This is a genomic window from Streptomyces aurantiogriseus (assembly GCF_014649375.1).
GTDB classification, from domain to species: domain Bacteria; phylum Actinomycetota; class Actinomycetes; order Streptomycetales; family Streptomycetaceae; genus Streptomyces; species Streptomyces aurantiogriseus.
The window spans coordinates 171,139-188,769 of record NZ_BMSX01000007.1 but is presented as its reverse complement, the minus strand read 5'-3'; the positions used below and the strand labels follow the sequence as shown (position 1 = coordinate 188,769).

At 70.4% G+C, this 17,631-nt stretch carries 18 protein-coding genes; 17 read left to right on the top strand and 1 reads right to left on the bottom strand.

Annotated features, from left to right (window positions below; genetic code table 11):
• The first annotated feature begins 11 nt into the window (after nt 1-11).
• The 3 genes from IE263_RS17255 (at nt 12) to ftsH (ending at nt 6,351) form a co-directional block, all read left to right on the top strand.
• Complete coding sequence (locus IE263_RS17255) at nt 12-2,468, top strand: [protein-PII] uridylyltransferase (protein WP_189937340.1); 2,457 nt, start codon at nt 12-14, stop codon at nt 2,466-2,468.
• A 292-nt stretch (nt 2,469-2,760) separates the two neighbouring features.
• Nucleotides 2,761-4,323, top strand: a complete 1,563-nt coding sequence (ffh, locus tag IE263_RS17250; protein ID WP_189937337.1) for a signal recognition particle protein — start codon at nt 2,761-2,763, stop codon at nt 4,321-4,323.
• Between the two features lie 93 nt (nt 4,324-4,416).
• Nucleotides 4,417-6,351 carry an ATP-dependent zinc metalloprotease FtsH gene (ftsH, locus tag IE263_RS17245; RefSeq protein WP_189937335.1) on the top strand — a complete coding sequence of 645 codons (1,935 nt, stop codon included), beginning with the start codon at nt 4,417-4,419 and terminating at the stop codon, nt 6,349-6,351.
• 26 nt (nt 6,352-6,377) lie between these two features.
• On the opposite strand, the gene IE263_RS17240 is transcribed toward ftsH, so the two are convergent.
• Entirely contained in the window at nt 6,378-7,235 is an 858-nt protein-coding gene (locus IE263_RS17240; protein ID WP_189937327.1) for an SAM-dependent methyltransferase, read from the bottom strand.
• A gap of 195 nt (nt 7,236-7,430) precedes the next feature.
• On the opposite strand from IE263_RS17240, the gene proS reads away from it, so the two are divergent.
• From proS to IE263_RS17170, 14 genes are all read left to right on the top strand, one after another.
• Entirely contained in the window at nt 7,431-8,846 is a 1,416-nt protein-coding gene (gene proS / locus IE263_RS17235) for a proline--tRNA ligase (RefSeq protein WP_189937325.1), read from the top strand.
• Nucleotides 8,847-9,107: 261 nt separating this feature from the next.
• The gene (locus tag IE263_RS17230) at nt 9,108-9,704 is read left to right on the top strand and encodes a hypothetical protein (protein WP_189937323.1); all 597 of its coding nucleotides are present in this window, start codon (nt 9,108-9,110) and stop codon (nt 9,702-9,704) included.
• 342 nt (nt 9,705-10,046) lie between these two features.
• Nucleotides 10,047-10,466 carry a 30S ribosomal protein S16 gene (gene rpsP, locus IE263_RS17225; protein WP_189937321.1) on the top strand — a complete coding sequence of 140 codons (420 nt, stop codon included), beginning with the start codon at nt 10,047-10,049 and terminating at the stop codon, nt 10,464-10,466.
• 5 nt (nt 10,467-10,471) lie between these two features.
• Entirely contained in the window at nt 10,472-10,711 is a 240-nt protein-coding gene (locus IE263_RS17220; RefSeq protein ID WP_003973401.1) for an RNA-binding protein, read from the top strand.
• Nucleotides 10,712-10,817: 106 nt separating this feature from the next.
• A complete protein-coding gene (gene rimM, locus IE263_RS17215) occupies nt 10,818-11,375 on the top strand; it encodes a ribosome maturation factor RimM (protein WP_189937319.1) in 558 nt (185 codons plus the stop codon).
• Nucleotides 11,375-12,208 (top strand): tRNA (guanosine(37)-N1)-methyltransferase TrmD, encoded by an 834-nt coding sequence (gene trmD / locus IE263_RS17210; protein ID WP_189937316.1) that lies wholly within the window; start codon nt 11,375-11,377, stop codon nt 12,206-12,208. The genes rimM and trmD overlap by 1 nt, the downstream gene beginning before the upstream one ends.
• A gap of 135 nt (nt 12,209-12,343) precedes the next feature.
• The gene (rplS, locus tag IE263_RS17205; protein WP_020128707.1) at nt 12,344-12,694 is read left to right on the top strand and encodes a 50S ribosomal protein L19; all 351 of its coding nucleotides are present in this window, start codon (nt 12,344-12,346) and stop codon (nt 12,692-12,694) included.
• Nucleotides 12,695-12,739: 45 nt separating this feature from the next.
• Nucleotides 12,740-13,474 carry a signal peptidase I gene (gene lepB / locus IE263_RS17200; protein WP_189937314.1) on the top strand — a complete coding sequence of 245 codons (735 nt, stop codon included), beginning with the start codon at nt 12,740-12,742 and terminating at the stop codon, nt 13,472-13,474.
• Entirely contained in the window at nt 13,467-14,558 is a 1,092-nt protein-coding gene (gene lepB / locus IE263_RS17195) for a signal peptidase I (protein ID WP_189937312.1), read from the top strand. Before lepB (IE263_RS17200) ends, lepB (IE263_RS17195) begins: the two co-directional genes overlap by 8 nt.
• On the top strand, nt 14,446-15,426 hold the full coding sequence (gene lepB / locus IE263_RS17190) for a signal peptidase I (protein ID WP_189937310.1): 981 nt from the start codon (nt 14,446-14,448) through the stop codon (nt 15,424-15,426). The genes lepB (IE263_RS17195) and lepB (IE263_RS17190) overlap by 113 nt, the downstream gene beginning before the upstream one ends.
• Nucleotides 15,427-15,517: 91 nt before the next feature.
• A complete protein-coding gene (gene lepB, locus IE263_RS17185) occupies nt 15,518-16,291 on the top strand; it encodes a signal peptidase I (protein WP_189937308.1) in 774 nt (257 codons plus the stop codon).
• Nucleotides 16,281-16,805, top strand: a complete 525-nt coding sequence (locus IE263_RS17180; protein WP_189937306.1) for an NUDIX hydrolase — start codon at nt 16,281-16,283, stop codon at nt 16,803-16,805. The genes lepB (IE263_RS17185) and IE263_RS17180 overlap by 11 nt, the downstream gene beginning before the upstream one ends.
• Nucleotides 16,806-16,861: 56 nt before the next feature.
• Nucleotides 16,862-17,170, top strand: a complete 309-nt coding sequence (locus IE263_RS17175; protein WP_003993268.1) for a DUF2469 domain-containing protein — start codon at nt 16,862-16,864, stop codon at nt 17,168-17,170.
• 58 nt (nt 17,171-17,228) lie between these two features.
• A complete protein-coding gene (locus IE263_RS17170) occupies nt 17,229-17,630 on the top strand; it encodes a YraN family protein (protein WP_189937304.1) in 402 nt (133 codons plus the stop codon).
• Nucleotide 17,631: the final 1 nt, after the last annotated feature.

The following is a 17,631-nucleotide window of genomic DNA, read 5'->3' as shown; positions in this document are numbered from 1 at the left end:
GGAGTCGCTGGGTGACGAGTACGGACGTGCGCAAGGATGCAGAGGACTCGGGACCCAGCGGCTACGCGGCGGCCCGGCTGCGCCTCCTCACCGAGGGGGCGCGGTCCGGGCCGCCGCGCCGTGCGGCCCTCGCCGAACTGACCGACGAGTGGCTGGCGGGCCTGTTCACCGCGGGCGCCGAGGAGCTGCGGGGCGTGTCACTGGTCGCCGTCGGCGGCTACGGCCGGGGCGAGCTGTCCCCGCGCAGCGACCTCGACCTGCTCCTGCTGCACGACGGCAACGACCCCAAGGCGGTCGCCGCCCTCGCCGACCGGCTCTGGTACCCGGTGTGGGACCTCGGCCTCGCCCTCGACCACTCCGTGCGCACGCCGGCGGAGGCCCGAAAGACCGCCGGGGAGGATCTGAAAGTCCAACTCGGTCTCCTGGACGCCCGCCACCTCGCGGGTGATCTGGGCCTGACGGCGGGGCTGCGGACGGCGGTGCTGGCCGACTGGCGCAACCAGGCGCCCAAGCGCCTGCCCGAACTCCAGGAACTGGGCGCCGAACGCGCCGAACGCCAGGGTGAGCTGCAGTACCTGCTGGAGCCCGACCTCAAGGAGGCCCGCGGTGGACTGCGGGACGCGACCATGCTGCGTGCCGTCGCCGCCTCCTGGCTCGCCGACGCCCCGCGCGAGGGCCTCGCCGACGCCCGTCGCCGGCTCCTCGACGTCCGGGACGCCCTGCACCTGACGACCGGCCGTGCCACCGACCGCCTGTCCCTCCAGGAACAGGACCAGGTCGCGGCCGAGCTGGGCCTCCTGGACGCGGACACGCTCCTGCGCCAGGTCTACGAGGCGGCGCGCGTCATCTCGTACGCCAGTGATGTCACCTGGCGTGAAGTGGGGCGCGTGCTCAGGTCGCGCGCCGTGCGGCCGCGGTTGCGCGCCATGCTCGGGGGCGGGAAACCCGTCGCCGAGCGCTCCCCGCTGGCCGAAGGGGTGGTGGAGCAGGACGGCGAGGTGGTGCTCGCCCGCGCCGCGCGCCCCGAACGCGACCCCGTGCTCCCTCTGCGCGCCGCGGCCGCCGCCGCGCAGGCCGGACTTCCGCTCTCCCTGCACGCCGTACGGCGCCTGGCGGCCACCGTGCGCCCCCTGCCCACGCCCTGGCCCGCCGAGGCGCGCGAACAGCTCGTCACCCTGCTCGGCTCGGGGCAGCCCACCATCGAGGTCTGGGAGGCGCTGGAGGCCGAGGGGCTGATCACCCGGCTGCTGCCCGACTGGGAGCGGGTGCGCTGCCGGCCGCAGCGCAACGCCGTGCACATCTGGACCGTCGACCGGCACCTCATCGAGACCGCCGTGCGCGCCTCCGAGTTCACCCGCCGGGTCAGCCGCCCCGACCTCCTCCTGGTCGCCGCGCTGCTGCACGACATCGGCAAGGGCTGGCCCGGCGACCACTCCGTCGCCGGCGAGATCATCGCCAAGGACGTCGCCGCCCGCATCGGCTTCGACCGCGCTGACGTCGCCGTACTCTCCGGCCTCGTACGCCACCACCTGCTGCTCATCGAGACGGCCACCCGGCGTGACCTGGAGGATCCGGCCACCGTGCGGTCGGTCGCCGAGGCGGTCGGCTCGCAGGGCACCCTGGAGCTGCTGCACGCCCTGACCGAGGCGGACGCCCTCGCCACCGGCCCGGCCGCCTGGTCGTCCTGGCGGGGCTCGCTCGTTGCCGACCTGGTCAAGCGGGTCTCGGCGGTGCTCGCCGGGGACGCCCCCGAGGAGCCCGAGGCCGCCGCGGCCACCGCCGAACAGGAACGACTCGCCATCGAGGCGGTCGCCACGGGCAGCCCCGTGCTGGCGCTGCGCGCGCAGACCGAGCCGCCGGCCGATCCCGCCGGGGAACAGCCCTCCGGCGATCCCGAGCCGCTCGGCGTGGAGCTCCTGATCGCCGTACCCGACCAGCCGGGCGTGCTGCCCGCGGTCGCCGGCGTCCTCGCCATGCACCGGCTGACCGTCCGCACGGCGGAACTGCGGGCCCTGGACCTGCCGTCCGGCGTCGAGGGCTCCGTCCTGCTGCTGAACTGGCGGGTCGCGGCGGAGTACGGCTCACTGCCCCAGGCGGCCCGGCTCCGCGCCGATCTCGTCCGCGCCCTGGACGGCACCCTGGACATCGCCGGCCGGCTCGCGGAACGCGACGCGGCCTATCCGAGGCGACGGGGCGTGGTCGCGCCTCCGCCGCGGGTCACGGTCGCCTCGGCGGCCTCCCGCCTGGCCACGGTCATCGAGGTCCGCGCTCAGGACGCGCCGGGGCTGCTGTTCCGGATCGGGCGGGCGCTGGAGGACGCGGGAGTGCGGGTGCGCAGTGCGCATGTCAGCACGCTCGGCGCCAACGCGGTCGATGCCTTCTACGTCACAGGGCCCGAGGGCGCGCCGCTGCCGGGCGACGAGGCGGCCTCCGTGGCGCGGAAGCTGGAGGAAATGCTGCGGGCGTGAGGGCGCGGTGGAGTTGCGCGTTGAGCGAATGTGCTCCCCTGCTGTCGCGGGGGTGATGCCGAGCGTGCTCTTGGTGCTGAGGCATCCAGCGCGTGGTCCCCGCTGCCGCAGGGGTGAACCCGAGCGTGCCCGCGGCGCCGAGGCGTCCCACGCATGCTCCCCGCTGCCGCGGGGATCCCGCCGCGCCCGCCGAATACAGCCCGAATACAGCAGGCGGGGACGAATGTCTTGCGCGGCCGGATACCCTGGAAGACGCTCAGACTGCTCCCGACCCCCGAGGACCGACGCCGCCGTGTTCGATACTCTCTCCGATCGCCTCTCAGCGACCTTCAAGAACCTGCGCGGCAAGGGACGGCTCTCCGAGGCGGACATCGACGCCACCGCGCGCGAGATCCGCATCGCCCTTCTCGAGGCGGACGTCGCCCTGCCGGTCGTGCGGACGTTCATCAAGAACGTCAAGGAGCGTGCCCTCGGCGCCGAGGTCTCCAAGGCGCTGAACCCGGCCCAGCAGGTCCTGAAGATCGTGAACGACGAACTCGTCACGATCCTGGGTGGCGAGACCCGGCGTCTGCGCTTCGCCAAGCAGCCCCCGACCGTGATCATGCTGGCCGGTCTGCAGGGCGCCGGTAAGACCACCCTCGCGGGCAAGCTCGGCCGCTGGCTGAAGGAGCAGGGCCACTCGCCCCTCCTGGTCGCCGCCGACCTCCAGCGCCCGAACGCCGTGAACCAGCTCAGTGTCGTCGCCGAGCGCGCCGGCGTGGCCGTCTACGCGCCGCAGCCGGGCAACGGCGTCGGTGACCCGGTCCAGGTCGCCAAGGACTCCATCGACCACGCGAAGTCCAAGGTTCACGACATCGTGATCGTGGACACCGCCGGCCGCCTCGGTATCGACGCCGAGATGATGCAGCAGGCCGCGGACATCCGGGACGCGGTGTCGCCGGACGAGATCCTCTTCGTCGTCGACGCGATGATCGGTCAGGACGCCGTCAACACCGCCGAGGCCTTCCGCGACGGTGTGGGCTTCGACGGCGTGGTGCTCTCCAAGCTCGACGGTGACGCCCGCGGTGGTGCGGCCCTGTCGATCCGCCAGATCACCGGCAAGCCGATCATGTTCGCGTCGAACGGCGAGAAGCTCGACGACTTCGACCAGTTCCACCCGGACCGGATGGCCTCCCGCATCCTCGACATGGGTGACCTGCTCACCCTGATCGAGCAGGCGGAGAAGACCTTCAGCCAGGAAGAGGCCCAGAAGATGGCCTCCAAGCTGGCGTCCAAGAAGGGGCAGGAGTTCACGCTCGACGACTTCCTGTCCCAGATGGAGCAGGTCAGGAAGATGGGCAGCATCAGCAAGCTGCTCGGGATGCTGCCGGGCATGGGGCAGATCAAGGACCAGATCAACAACCTCGACGAGCGGGACGTCGACCGCACGGCCGCGATCATCAAGTCGATGACCCCGGCCGAGCGCCAGGACCCGACGATCATCAACGGCTCGCGCCGTGCCCGTATCGCCAAGGGTTCCGGTGTCGAGGTCAGCGCGGTGAAGGGCTTGGTCGAGCGGTTCTTCGAGGCCCGCAAGATGATGTCCCGCATGGCCCAGGGCGGCGGCATGCCCGGTATGCCGGGGATGCCTGGCATGGGTGGCGGTCCCGGCCGCACCAAGAAGCAGCCGAAGAAGGCCAAGGGCAAGCAGCGTTCCGGCAACCCGATGAAGCGCAGGCAGCAGGAGCAGGAGGAGGCCGCCCGCCGCGCGGCCGCCGCTCAGGGGGGCGCTCCCGGCGGCGCCTTCGGTCTGCCGGGCCAGCAGGGCGGCCAGGACTTCGAGCTCCCGGACGAGTTCAAGAAGTTCATGGGCTGACGCGGGCCGCGACCCCAGGACGCTGAGGGCGCCTTCTTCCGGAAGGCGCCCTCAGCGCGTGCCGATGTCCGTCGTGTGCCGTAACGTCCAGATATGAGCAATGCCGCGCCACCGCGCAAAGCCCCTGATCAGCCGTGGCGCACCGAAGGAACCCCGGACGAGGCACCACGGCGGCCGGGGGGCGGAAGGATGCGCGGGAGATGGGTCGGCCTGATCGTCACCGCGGTACTCGTCTTCCTGCTGGCCTACCTGGGTCTCACCTATCTGGGCAGGGGAGAAGAGCCGACGATCTCCTACACCGAGTTCAGCAGGCAGGTCGACGACGGCAACGTGGCCAAGATCTACTCCAAGGGCGACGCGATCCAGGGGCAGCTCAAGGAGGCCCGGGACAGTCCCGGCGGTGACGGCACGTACACCAAGTTCAAGACACAGCGTCCGGCCTTCGCGGAGGACGACCTCTGGCAGGACCTCAGCAGCCGGCGCGTGACGGTGACCGCCGAGCCGGTCGTCCAGGAGCGCGGTCTCCTGTCCAACGTACTGATCTCCCTGATCCCCATCGTGCTCCTGGTCGCCGTGTGGATCTTCGTCGCCCGTCGGGTCGGGGCGGGTCTGGGCGGCGCGGGCGGCATGCTCGGCCGCAAGGCGCCCCCCAAGCCGGTCGAGCTCCGGCCGGGCAGACAGCGGACCACGTTCGCCGACGTGGCCGGCATCGACGAGGTCAAGGGCGAGCTCGACGACATCGTGGACTTCCTGGAGCACCCCGAGGTCTATCGCAGGATGGGCGCCAAGATGCCGCGCGGGGTCCTGCTCGCGGGTTCGCCCGGCACGGGCAAGACCCTGCTGGCGCGCGCGGTGGCCGGCGAGGCGGGCGTGCCCTTCTTCTCCGCCTCCGCGTCCGAGTTCATCGAGATGATCGTGGGCGTCGGCGCGTCCCGCGTCCGGGAGTTGTTCGCCGAGGCGCGCAAGGTGGCGCCCTCGATCATCTTCATCGACGAGATCGACACCATCGGACGCGTCCGCGGCGGCGGCGCCTCGGTGAGCGGTCACGACGAGCGCGAGCAGACGCTGAACCAGATCCTCACGGAGATGGACGGCTTCTCGGGGACGGAGGGCGTGATCGTCATAGCGGCGACGAACCGTGCCGACATCCTGGACCCGGCGCTGACCCGGCCCGGCCGCTTCGACCGGGTGGTGAACGTCTCCCCGCCGGACCGGAACGGACGTGAGGCGATCCTGCGGATCCACACCCGGGAGATCCCGCTCGCCCCGGATGTGGACCTGGCTCAGATGGCCCGGGTGACGCCGGGCATGACAGGTGCGGATCTGGCCAATCTCGCCAACGAGGCCGCCCTGTTCGCCGTCAAGCGCAAGCAGGACCAGGTGACCCGGTCCGACCTGTCGGAAGCGTTGGAGAAGGTGCAACTGGGCGCCGAACGCACCCTGGTGATGCCCGAGGAGGACCGCCGTCGCACCGCCTACCACGAGAGCGGGCACGCCCTCCTCGGCATGCTGCAGCCCGGCGCCGACCCCGTCCGCAAAATCACCATCGTGCCGCGCGGCCGGGCCCTCGGAGTGACCATGTCCACCCCCGAGGTCGAGCGGTACGCCCACTCGGAGGAGTACCTGCGCGGCCGCATCATCGGCGCCCTCGGCGGCATGGCGGCGGAGCAGGTGGTCTACGGGGTCGTCACCACGGGTGCGGAGAACGACCTCGAACAGGTCACCAACATCGCGCGCTCGATGGTCGCCCGCTGGGGCATGAGCGAGCGCGTGGGCCGCCTCTCCGCCCTCCCGAGCGACGCCCAGCAGGCCTACGGGCTCGCGGCCGCCCCGCAGACCCTCGACGTGATCGACGGCGAGATGCGGCGCATCGTCGACGAGTGCTACGAGGAGGCGTGCCGCAAACTCCGCGATCACCGCCACCAGTTGGAAGCCCTCGCCGAGGCGTTGCTGGAGAACGAGACGCTGGAGGAGGTGGACGCGTACCGCATCGCGGGGATCACGCGGCTGACGAAGGACGAGGAATGACGCTCGCCGCCGCCACGAGGTGTTTCTCAGGGTGTCCGCGCGATGAGGTACCGGAAGACGTTCGGCATCCACACCGTGCCGTCCTTCCGGCGGTACGGGTGCAGGGCCTCGGTCACCTCCTTGTCCACCTGGGCCTGGTCCGTCGCGGAGATCGCCGCGTCGAACAGGCCGGTGGACAACAGGCCCTTGAGGGCGCTGTCGACGCCGGCGTACCCGAACGGGCAGGCCACGCGCCCGGATCCGTCCGGCTTGAGCCCGGCCCGCTGGGCGACCTCCTCCAGGTCGTCCCGCAGGGCGGGGCGCCAACTGCCCGTGGAGCGCAGCGGTTCGGCCAGCTTGGTGGCGACCCGCAGCACGGACGACGTGGCGCAGCGCTCCGGCGGCCCCCAGCCGACGAGCACCACGGGCGTGCCCCGCTCGGCCAACGGCGTGGTCTCCGCGAGCAGTTCGCCGAGCCCTTCGGAGTCACCCGCGAGACAGCCGATGGGCTCGAACGCGGTCACCAGGTTGTACGCGGGCGTCTGTGCGTCGGCCGCGTCCTCGGGTGAGCCCTCGACGAGCCGTGTCTCCCCACGCGCGCGCGTGCCCCACGCCTCCGGAAGCAGCCGCTGGCGTGCGAGGGCCAGCCGCTCGGGGGAGGAGGACTCGACACCGGTGAGGGCGGCGCCTCTGGAGGCCGCCATCAGCAGAGCCAGTCCGGAGCCGCAGCCGAGGCCCAGCAGCCGTGTGCCCGGGCCCACTTCCAGTCGCTCGTAGACGGCCTCGTAGAGCGGAACCAGCATCCGCTCCTGGATCTCGGACCAGTCACGCGCGCGTGCACCCAGATCCGCGCGGGGCACCGGCCCCGCGTGAGGCAGGTGCTGCCGCACGAGCGTAGGTGTCATGTAAAAGCGCCCCAATCCGCCGAGAGTTTGCCGCTGTACCGTTCAGGTGGCCCCCGTCAGTGCGCCCGCACTCCCGTATGCCAGGTAACTCCCGACTCGACCCTGCGTCCAGGGGTTGCGGAGCCCTGCTTGGGGTCTGTCCGCGCGTGTGGCGAGATTTCACATTCCGGCAACCTGGGGCCGTACCATCGCGCCATGGCAAAGGCACCCGTTCTCACCCCGCGGGCGGACGACTTCCCGCGCTGGTACCAGGATCTGATCACCAAGGCCGAGCTGGCCGACAACGGGCCGGTGCGCGGCACCATGGTGATCCGACCGTACGGGTACGGACTGTGGGAGCGGATGCAGGCGGAGATGGACGCCCGCATCAAGGAGACCGGCACCCAGAACGCGTACTTCCCCCTTCTGATCCCGCAGTCGTACCTCACGCGCGAGGCGGACCACGTCGAGGGCTTCGCGCCCGAGCTGGCGGTGGTCACACACGGCGGCGGCAAGGAGCTGGAGGAGCCGGCGGTCGTCCGGCCGACCTCCGAGACGATCATCAACGAGTACTTCTCCAAGTGGGTGCAGAGCTACCGCGACCTGCCCCTGCTGATCAACCAGTGGGCCAACGTGGTCCGTTGGGAGCTGCGGCCCCGTCTCTTCCTGCGCACGTCCGAATTCCTGTGGCAGGAGGGCCACACCGCGCACGCCACCTACGAGGAGGCCCGCGACTTCGCCGCGCACATCCAGCACGAGGTCTACGGGGACTTCCTGGAGAACGTCCTCGCGATCGACTTCGTCGCCGGCCGCAAGACGGTCAGGGAGCGCTTCGCGGGCGCCATCAACACCCTCACCTGCGAAAGCATGATGGGCGACGGCAAGGCCCTCCAGATGGTCACCAGCCACGAGTTGGGCCAGAACTTCGCGAAGGCCTTCAGCACCCGGTACCTGTCGAAGGACGGCACGCAGGAGTACGTCTGGCAGACCTCCTGGGGCTCGACGACCCGCATGATCGGCGCCCTGGTGATGACGCACGGCGACGACGACGGGCTGCGCGTCCCGCCGCGGCTCGCGCAGATCCAGGCCGTCGTCCTCGCGATCAAGGGCGACGAGGCGGTTCTGGCCAAGGTCCGCGAGCTCGGCGACCGGCTGAAGGCGGCCGGGATCCGCGTCCAGGTCGACGACCGCACCGACACCCCCTTCGGGCGGCGCGCGGTCGACTGGGAGCTCAAGGGAGTGCCCGTCCGCATCGAGATCGGCCCGCGTGACCTGGAGAACGGCACGGCGATGCTGGCGCGCCGCATTCCGGGAGGAAAGGAGCCGGTCTCGCTGGACGCGCTGGCCGACCTGCTGCCCGCGATCCTCGACGAGGATCAGGCACTGCTGCTGAAGCAGTCCCGCGAGCGCCGTGAGTCCCGTACGACGGACGTGTCCACGATCGAGGAGGCCGTCGAGGCGGCCACCGCCGGCGGCTGGGCGCGCATCCCCTGGTCGATGCTCGGCGAGGAGGGCGAGGCCAAGCTGGCCGACCACGCCGTGACCGTACGGTGTCTGGTCGCCGAGGACGGGTCGGTGCCGGACGACGGGGACGCGCCCGGTAACGTCGCGATCGTGGCGCGCGCTTACTGAGGCAGCGCCCTTCCGGCGGAAGAGCGACCGAAACACCCCTTGCGCCCCTGCCGACCATCTGTACCCCGGCGCGCGACCTTCGTCTACGCGCCGGGGCGTACGTGGGACTACGCACCACCTTGTTACGAGCTGTGAGGCTTCTCCGCAGATCAGCGCACCCGCCCTCGTCAGGACGCATCAGCGGCAACTGACGGGTACGTGCAAATTATTTGAGATGCCCCGGAATAGGAACACAGGGGCACCCCTGCTCGTTGTCATTACGTGAGCACGACACAGACACCACCTGTTCTCGCCGCAGAGCTGGCACAGGCGTGGGCCGACATTCAGCGGTACCACCCCGAGCTGCCGGACCTTGCCGCGCCAGAGTCCCTGATCGGGGAGTCGTCGTCCGCCTGCGGTCACGAGCTCTCCTTCGAGCGACTGCTTCACGAGGCAGTCCACGGGATCGCCGCCGCCCGCGGCGTCCGCGACACCTCCCGCGCCGGCCGCTACCACAACCGCAGATTCCTCGCGATCGCCGAGGAACTGGGCCTGGACCACCCCGAGGAACCGCACCCCAGCAGCGGCTTCTCGCTGGTCACGCTCAACCCCGAGGCGAAGCGCCGCTACCGCCCGACGATCGACCGCCTCCAGCGCGCCCTCAAGGCCCACATGGCGGCCACCTCCGCCGACACCACCCGCGCCTTCCGCGGCCCGGCCGCCCGCCACGGCTCCTCCGGTGGCGGCGTCCGGGTCAAGGCCGTCTGCGACTGCGGCCGCAACGTGCGGGTGGTCCCGTCGGTCCTGGCCCAGGCCCCGATCGTGTGCGGGGGCTGCGGCAAGCCGTTCCGGATCCCGGAGATCGTGGGCGCCGCGTAACGCGACGGCCCAGCACCGGCATCTCGTGGCTGTCGGTTCGGGTCGGGGCGTCGACGACGGGGTGCCACGTGATCGCACTCGAGGCGCCCCGTCGCCGCCGGGCTGCGCACCCGACATGCGTCCACCGCGACGCCGGGTGCGGTTCAGGCATGCCCGGCCGCAGGCCAACCCCCTCGGCCCAAGGCGACCCGCAGGGTGTGGCACAATGGCTAGCTGTACTCGACAGTCGCACAGGACCCCTCTCTCCTCCGGCTGACGCGTCCATCGGGCACTCGGGTACCGCAACCCCACGCGGCAATCTCGCCGTGCCCCACCACGTCAAATCCAGGAGAACCCACTCCCGTGGCAGTCAAGATCAAGCTGAAGCGTCTGGGCAAGATCCGTTCGCCTCACTACCGCATCGTCGTCGCCGACTCCCGTACCCGTCGTGACGGCCGTGCGATCGAGGAGATCGGCAAGTACCACCCGACGTACAACCCGTCGGTCATCGAGGTCGACGCGGAGCGCGTGGCGTACTGGCTCGGTGTCGGCGCCCAGCCGACCGAGCCCGTGCTCGCCATCCTGAAGAAGACCGGCGACTGGCAGAAGTTCAAGGGCGAGCCCGCCCCGGCTCCGCTGCTGGTTGCCGAGCCGAAGAAGGCGCGCCCGTCGTTCGAGGCCCTCGGTGGCGACGACGAGGGCAAGGGTGAGGCGATCACCCAGAAGAAGAAGGCTGAGAAGAAGGACGAGGCCGCGGCTGAGTCCGAGTCGACCGAGGCCTGAGCAGCATGCTCGAAGAGGCGCTTGAGCACCTCGTGAAGGGCATCGTCGACAACCCTGACGATGTGCAGGTCGCCTCGCGCAACCTGCGCCGCGGGCGAGTGCTCGAGGTCCGGGTCCACCCGGACGACCTCGGCAAGGTGATCGGCCGCAACGGCCGCACCGCACGCGCCCTGCGCACCGTCGTGGGCGCCATCGGCGGCCGCGGTGTCCGCGTCGACCTCGTCGACGTCGACCACGTCCGCTGACGCTTATCGCAACCGGCTCGGGCCGGGGAGGGCCACTGGGCCGTCCCCGGCCCGCAGTCGTATGCGCCAGCCGTTACGACCAGGTACGACAGGAGATCTTCGAAAAGTGCAGCTCGTAGTCGCTCGGATCGGCCGCGCCCACGGCATCAAGGGCGAGGTCACCGTCGAGGTCCGTACCGACGAGCCGGAACTCAGGCTCGCCCCCGGTGCCGTCCTGGCCACCGACCCGGCCTCCGCCGGACCGCTCACCATCGAGACCGGCCGGGTGCACAGCGGCCGGCTGCTTCTGCGCTTCGAGGGAGTTGCCGACCGCAACGCCGCCGAGGCCCTCCGCAACACCCTCCTGATCGCCGAGGTCGACCCGGACGAACTGCCGGAGGAAGAGGACGAGTACTACGACCACCAGCTGATCGACCTGGACGTGGTCACCAAGGACGGCGTGGAGATCGGCCGGATCACCGAGATCTCGCACCTCCCCTCCCAGGACCTCTTCATCGTCGAGCGGCCGGACGGGAGCGAGGTGATGATCCCGTTCGTCGAGCAGATCGTCACCGAGATCGATCTGGAGGAGCAGCGGGCGGTCATCGACCCGCCGCCCGGCCTCATCGACGACCGCGCGGAGATCGCCTCGGCGCGGGAAGACTCCTCGCGAGAGAAGTCGTGATGCGCCTCGACGTCGTCACGATCTTCCCCGAGTACCTCGACCCGCTGAACGTCTCGTTGGTCGGCAAGGCACGCGCGCGTGGACAGCTGAACGTCCATGTGCACGACCTGCGGCAGTGGACGTACGACCGTCATCACACCGTCGACGACACCCCGTACGGCGGCGGCCCCGGCATGGTCATGAAGACCGAGCCGTGGGGAGACGCCCTGGACTCCGTCCTCGCCGACGGCTACGAGACCGGCGCGCACGCCCCCGCGCTCGTCGTCCCGACCCCCAGCGGACGCCCCTTCACCCAGGAACTCGCCGTCGAGCTCTCCGAGCGCCCGTGGCTGATCTTCACGCCGGCGCGCTACGAGGGCATCGACCGGCGCGTGATCGACGAGTACGCCACCCGCATCCCCGTCTACGAGGTCTCCATCGGGGACTACGTCCTCGCCGGCGGTGAGGCGGCCGTCCTGGTCGTCACGGAGGCCGTGGCACGGCTGCTGCCCGGCGTGCTCGGCAACGCCGAGTCCCACCGCGACGACTCCTTCGCGCCCGGTGCCATGGCCAACCTCCTGGAAGGCCCCGTCTATACCAAGCCGCCCGCCTGGCGCGGCCGGGAGATCCCGGAAGTGCTGCTCAGCGGCCACCACGGGAAGATCGCGCGCTGGCGCCGCGACGAGGCCCTCCGGCGGACGACGGCCAACCGGCCCGACCTGATCGAGCGCTGCGCACCCAAGGCCTTCGACAAGAAGGACCGCGAGATGCTCTCCATCCTGGGCTGGGAACCGGACCCCGAAGGTGAGCCGTACGGCCGATTTTGGCGCAGGACCGAGGGCGTGGAAGAATAGGCCGCTGTTGTGCGCCGTCCGGCGTGCGCCCCTGCCACAGGGGGACACGACGCCCGCCCCGACGCGCACGGCTCTCATCCAAGAACCTCTAGTTCCCGTTGATGACCTGTGGCATCAGCGAAGAAAGCAGACGAAATGTCTCACCTGCTCGACTCCGTCGACGCCGCGTCGCTGCGCAGCGACGTCCCGGCCTTCCGCCCGGGTGACACCGTCAACGTCCACGTGCGCGTCATCGAGGGCAACCGCTCCCGTGTGCAGCAGTTCAAGGGCGTTGTGATCCGCCGCCAGGGCGCCGGTGTCCGCGAGACCTTCACGGTCCGCAAGGTCTCCTTCTCCGTCGGCGTCGAGCGCACCTTCCCGGTGCACACCCCGATCGTCGAGAAGATCGAGCTCGTCACCCGCGGTGACGTGCGTCGCGCCAAGCTGTACTACCTGCGCGAGCTGCGCGGCAAGGCTGCGAAGATCAAGGAGAAGCGCGACAACTGAGCGCGCTCGGGGGTTCCCAGCGGGGCCGGATAGCATCTGGCCCCGATGGACACCGAAGCACAGCCGACGGAGCGCGACCGCTCCTCCCACCCTTCCGTTTCCGAGGAGACCCCGGACGCGGAGGGAGCGGAGGACCGGTCGCGTTTCGCGTTGGTGGCGCGGATCACGCACTGGCTTCCGGGTGGCCGGATCAGCCTGACTCTGCTGATCTGCCTGCTGTTTTTGCTGCTCCTCAACGCTTTCGTGGTCAAACCGTTCCAGATTCCCAGCGGATCCATGGAGAACGGATTGAGGATCGGCGACCGCGTTCTCGTAAATAGGTTGGCGTACCGTTTCGGTGCCGAGCCGCAGCGCGGCGACGTCGTCGTGTTCGACGGCACCGGGTACTTCGGGAACTCCGACTACATCAAGCGCGTCGTGGGTGTAGGGGGAGACCACGTGGTCTGCTGCGACAAGGAGGGGAGGCTCCAGGTGAACGGCCGGCCGGTCGACGAGTCGACGTTCCTGTATCCGGGCGACAGCCCGTCCACGGTGCCCTTCGACGTGGAGGTGCCCGAGGGCACCCTGTTCGTCCTCGGCGACCACCGCAGCGCCTCCAGCGACTCTCGCGACCACCTGGGATCACCGGGCGGAGGCATGATCCCCGTCGACGACGTCATCGGCCGCGCCGACTGGATCGTCTGGCCCTACGCCCATCTCACCCGCCTGCACCGCCCGAGCGCCTACGCGCGCGTGCCCGACGCGGGCACTCCGACGAACGTGGCGGGCGCCCATGGGTAACCGTGGCAAGCCCCGCGGCGTCCCCAGCAGCGCCGCGGACAACCTCCTGCCCACCGGCGCCCGGCGCACCGCCAGCCCCGGCAGCGGCCGCACGCGCGCGGAGCGGCGCAAGCTCCAGCGCAAGGTCAAGCGCAAGCGCAGGCGCGGCGCCGTCCGGGAGATCCCGCTCCTCGTCGGCGTCGCCGTCCTCATAGCCCTGGTCCTGAAGACCTTCCTCGTGCAGGCCTTCGTGATCCCGTCCGGTTCCATGGAGCAGACGATCCAGATCGGCGACCGTGTCCTGGTCGACAAGTTCACCCCGTGGTTCGGGTCCAAGCCCGAGCGCGGGGACGTCGTCGTCTTCAAGGATCCCGGCGGGTGGCTCCAGGACGAGCAGACCACCACGAAGAAGGACGACCCCGTCGTCATCAAGCAGGTCAAGGAAGCTCTCACCTTCATCGGTCTGCTGCCGTCCGACAACGAGAAGGACCTCATCAAACGGGTCGTCGGCGTGGGCGGCGACCGCGTCCAGTGCTGTGACGCGCAAGGGCGGGTCACCGTCAACGGCGTTCCCCTGGAGGAGGGCGCCTACCTCTATCCCGGCAACGCCCCCTCCAACACGCCGTTCGACATCACCGTGCCCCAGGGGCGGCTGTGGGTGATGGGCGACCACCGGTCGAACTCCGCGGACTCCCGTGCTCACCAGGACACCAACGGTGGCACCGTCTCCGAGGCGGAGGTGGTGGGACGGGCCATGGTCATCGCCTGGCCCCTGGGCCACTGGAACACCCTCAAGGAACCGCAAACCTTTTCTTCCGTGACCGACTCGGTCGTCGGGACGACTGCGTCTCCCGAGACGTCGCATAGGGTTGCTCCCGACGATCCGAACGGAACGATCCGACTCCCGAGCCCTGCGGAACTCCCGCTCGTTATGGGAGTGGTGGGCCTGCGTCGTACGTGGGGCAGGCAGCGGCACAGAGTGAGGAGTTGGCGTGGGGGATGTGGCGGTTGGCGCACGGTCCGGGCACGACGGCGAGGAGCACCGCGGACGTCCCGTGGACGCGGCCGACCCGGCTTCGGACGGCGCCGTGACCTCCGGGAGTGACTCCCCGGCGGCCGGAGGCGACGGGCCCGCGGACGGGCAGCCCCCCACGACGGGGCCGGGGCCGGACGACGGCGCCCCCCAGGCGAAGAAGCCGCGCTCCTTCTGGAAGGAGCTGCCGATCCTGATCGGTATCGCGCTCGTTCTCGCGCTGCTGATCAAGACCTTCCTGGTGCAGGCGTTCTCGATCCCGTCCGACTCGATGCAGAACACCCTCCAGCAGGGTGACCGCGTCCTCGTCGACAAGCTCACCCCGTGGTTCGGCTCCGAGCCGGAGCGCGGCGAGGTCGTCGTCTTCCACGACCCCGACAACTGGCTGGCGGGCGAGCCCACCGTCGAGCCGAACGCCCTGCAGACCTTCCTCAGCTGGATCGGCCTGATGCCGTCTGCGGAGGAGAAGGACCTCATCAAGCGGGTCGTCGGCGTGGGCGGCGACACCGTCTCCTGCAAGAAGACCGGCCCCCTGACGGTCAACGGCAAGGCGCTGAACGAGCCGTACGTGTACCCCGGCAACACCCCCTGCAGCATGGACGACTCGGGCGGCCAGTTCACGGTGAAGGTCCCCAAGGGCTTCATCTGGGTGATGGGCGACCACCGCCAGAACTCGCGCGACTCGCGCTACAACCAGTCCGACAAGAACCACGGCATGGTCCCCGTCGACGAGGTCGTCGGCCGCGCCATCGTCAAGGCCTGGCCGATCAACCGCTGGGGCACGCTGCCGGTGCCGGACACCTTCGACCAGGACGGCCTGAACACCCAGGCGTCGGCCTCCGCCGCCCTGACGGTCGCCCCGGAGGGCCTCGCCCTCGCCGGCGTCGTCCCGGTGGCCCTGTGGCGCCGTCGGCGCGCGCGGGCGTCCGAGACCCGCTGACCCCGCTCGGCAAACCCTTTCCCAAGGTTGTGACCTCGGCCCCCGAGGAAGGGCTGACCCCGCTCGGTACCGCCGGGTAGGGTGCGGATCCATGGGTGGCGAGAGCACAACACGTACGGCCCCGCACAGCGGTGGTGGCACCAGCAGTGGCCCGGTGGGCAGCCGGACCGGACAGCGTCTGTCCGGTGTGGCCGTCGCACTGGGCCTCGTGCTGTTCCTCGGCGGATTCGGCTGGGCGGCGCTGATCTACCGGCCGTACACCGTGCCCACCAGTTCCATGGCTCCGACGATCAAGGCCGGTGAGCGGGTGCTGGCCCAGGTGGTGGACGGCGACGAGGTGCGCCGAGGGGACGTCGTCGTGTTCACCGACAAGACCTGGGCGGCCAACGCGCCCGTGGTCAAGCGGGTCGTCGCGGTCGGCGGCGACACGGTCTCCTGCTGCACGAACGGCAAGCTGACCGTCAACGGCAAGCAGATCGAGGAACCGTATCTGCCCGAGGGCAGCCTCGCCGAGATCAAGAACTTCCCCACCGTGGAGGTCCCCCAGGGCCGCCTGTTCCTGCTCGGCGACGAACGCCAGGGCTCCCTGGACTCCACCGCCCACCTCACGGACGCCGCCAGCGGCACGGTCGCGCGCGGCGCGGTCAAGGCCCGCGTGGACGCCGTCGTCTGGCCCATGGACGGCATGCTCAAGCGCCCCACCGGCTTCGAGACGCTCGGCAGCCTCTCCCAGCCGGGTCCGCTGGGCACCATCGGCTGGCTGATCGTGGCCGGAGCGGTGCTCGTCCTCGGCGGTGGCGCGTACGGCCCGATCGCCAAGCGTGCCGCCCGTCGGCCCCGACCGGAGCCCACCGGTGCCCGCTGAGACGACGGACGCGAGCGTCGACTCGTACGAGGGCGGGTTGCGCAAGGTCGCCCGGGTGGTGCTGCTCGACCCCGAGGACCGCATCCTGCTGCTGCACGGCCACGAGCCGGACGATCCGGCCGACGACTGGTGGTTCACGCCAGGCGGCGGTGTGGAGGGCGACGAGAGCCGTGAACAGGCCGCGCTGCGGGAACTCGCCGAGGAGACGGGCATCACCGAGGTCGAGCTCGGCCCGGTGGTGTGGCAGCGGATGTGCTCCTTCCCGTTCGCGGGCCGCCGCTGGGACCAGGACGAGTGGTACTACCTGGCCCGTACGACCGTGACGGCGACCGGGGCCACGGCCCTGACCGAGCTGGAGCGGCGCAGCGTCGCGGGAGCGCGCTGGTGGACGTGTCAGGAACTCACCCGGGCACATGAGACGGTGTATCCGACCAGACTTGCCGAGCTGCTGCGCAGGCTGCTCGACGAGGGTCCCCCGGCCAGGCCCGTAACCCTTGACACGGAAATCGTCTAGCGGCTCACGGGACTGGCGCACAATGGGGGGATCGCACGGCTGAAGGGGAACATGCCATGAGCGCCGAGGACCTCGAGAAGTACGAGACCGAGATGGAGCTGAAGCTCTACCGGGAGTACCGCGATGTCGTCGGTCTGTTCAAATACGTGATCGAAACCGAGCGGCGCTTCTATCTGACCAACGACTACGAGATGCAGGTGCACTCGGTCCAGGGTGAGGTGTTCTTCGAGGTGTCGATGGCGGACGCCTGGGTGTGGGACATGTACCGGCCGGCCCGGTTCGTGAAGCAGGTGCGCGTCCTCACGTTCAAGGACGTGAACATCGAGGAGCTGAACAAGAGCGATCTGGAGCTTCCGAGTGGGTGACGGAGTTATCCACAATCGCTGAGTTGCGCACCAAGATCCTTTTTGGTGCGGCGGATGCGTGAACGTTGGCGCCGGAGGTGGTGCCGACATGAACACGGATCTGGCACGAGGAGCACTCGGCAGGTACGGCGAGGAGCTGGCCGCCCGACGGCTGGCCGACGCCGGGATGACGGTCCTGGAGCGCAACTGGCGCTGCGGCAGGACCGGTGAGATCGACATCGTCGCGCGGGACGGCGACGTCCTCGTCGTCTGTGAGGTCAAGACCCGCAGGGACGGCGGTTTCCAGCACCCCATGGCGGCGGTGACCCCGGAGAAGGCCCAGCGGCTGCGCGGCCTCGCCGAGCGGTGGATCCAGGCGCACGGGGGAGCCCCGCCGGGCGGCGTCCGCATCGACCTGGTCGCCGTCGTCCTGCCCCGCCGTGGGGCCGCCGTCGTCGAACACGTGCGGGGGGTGGCCTGAG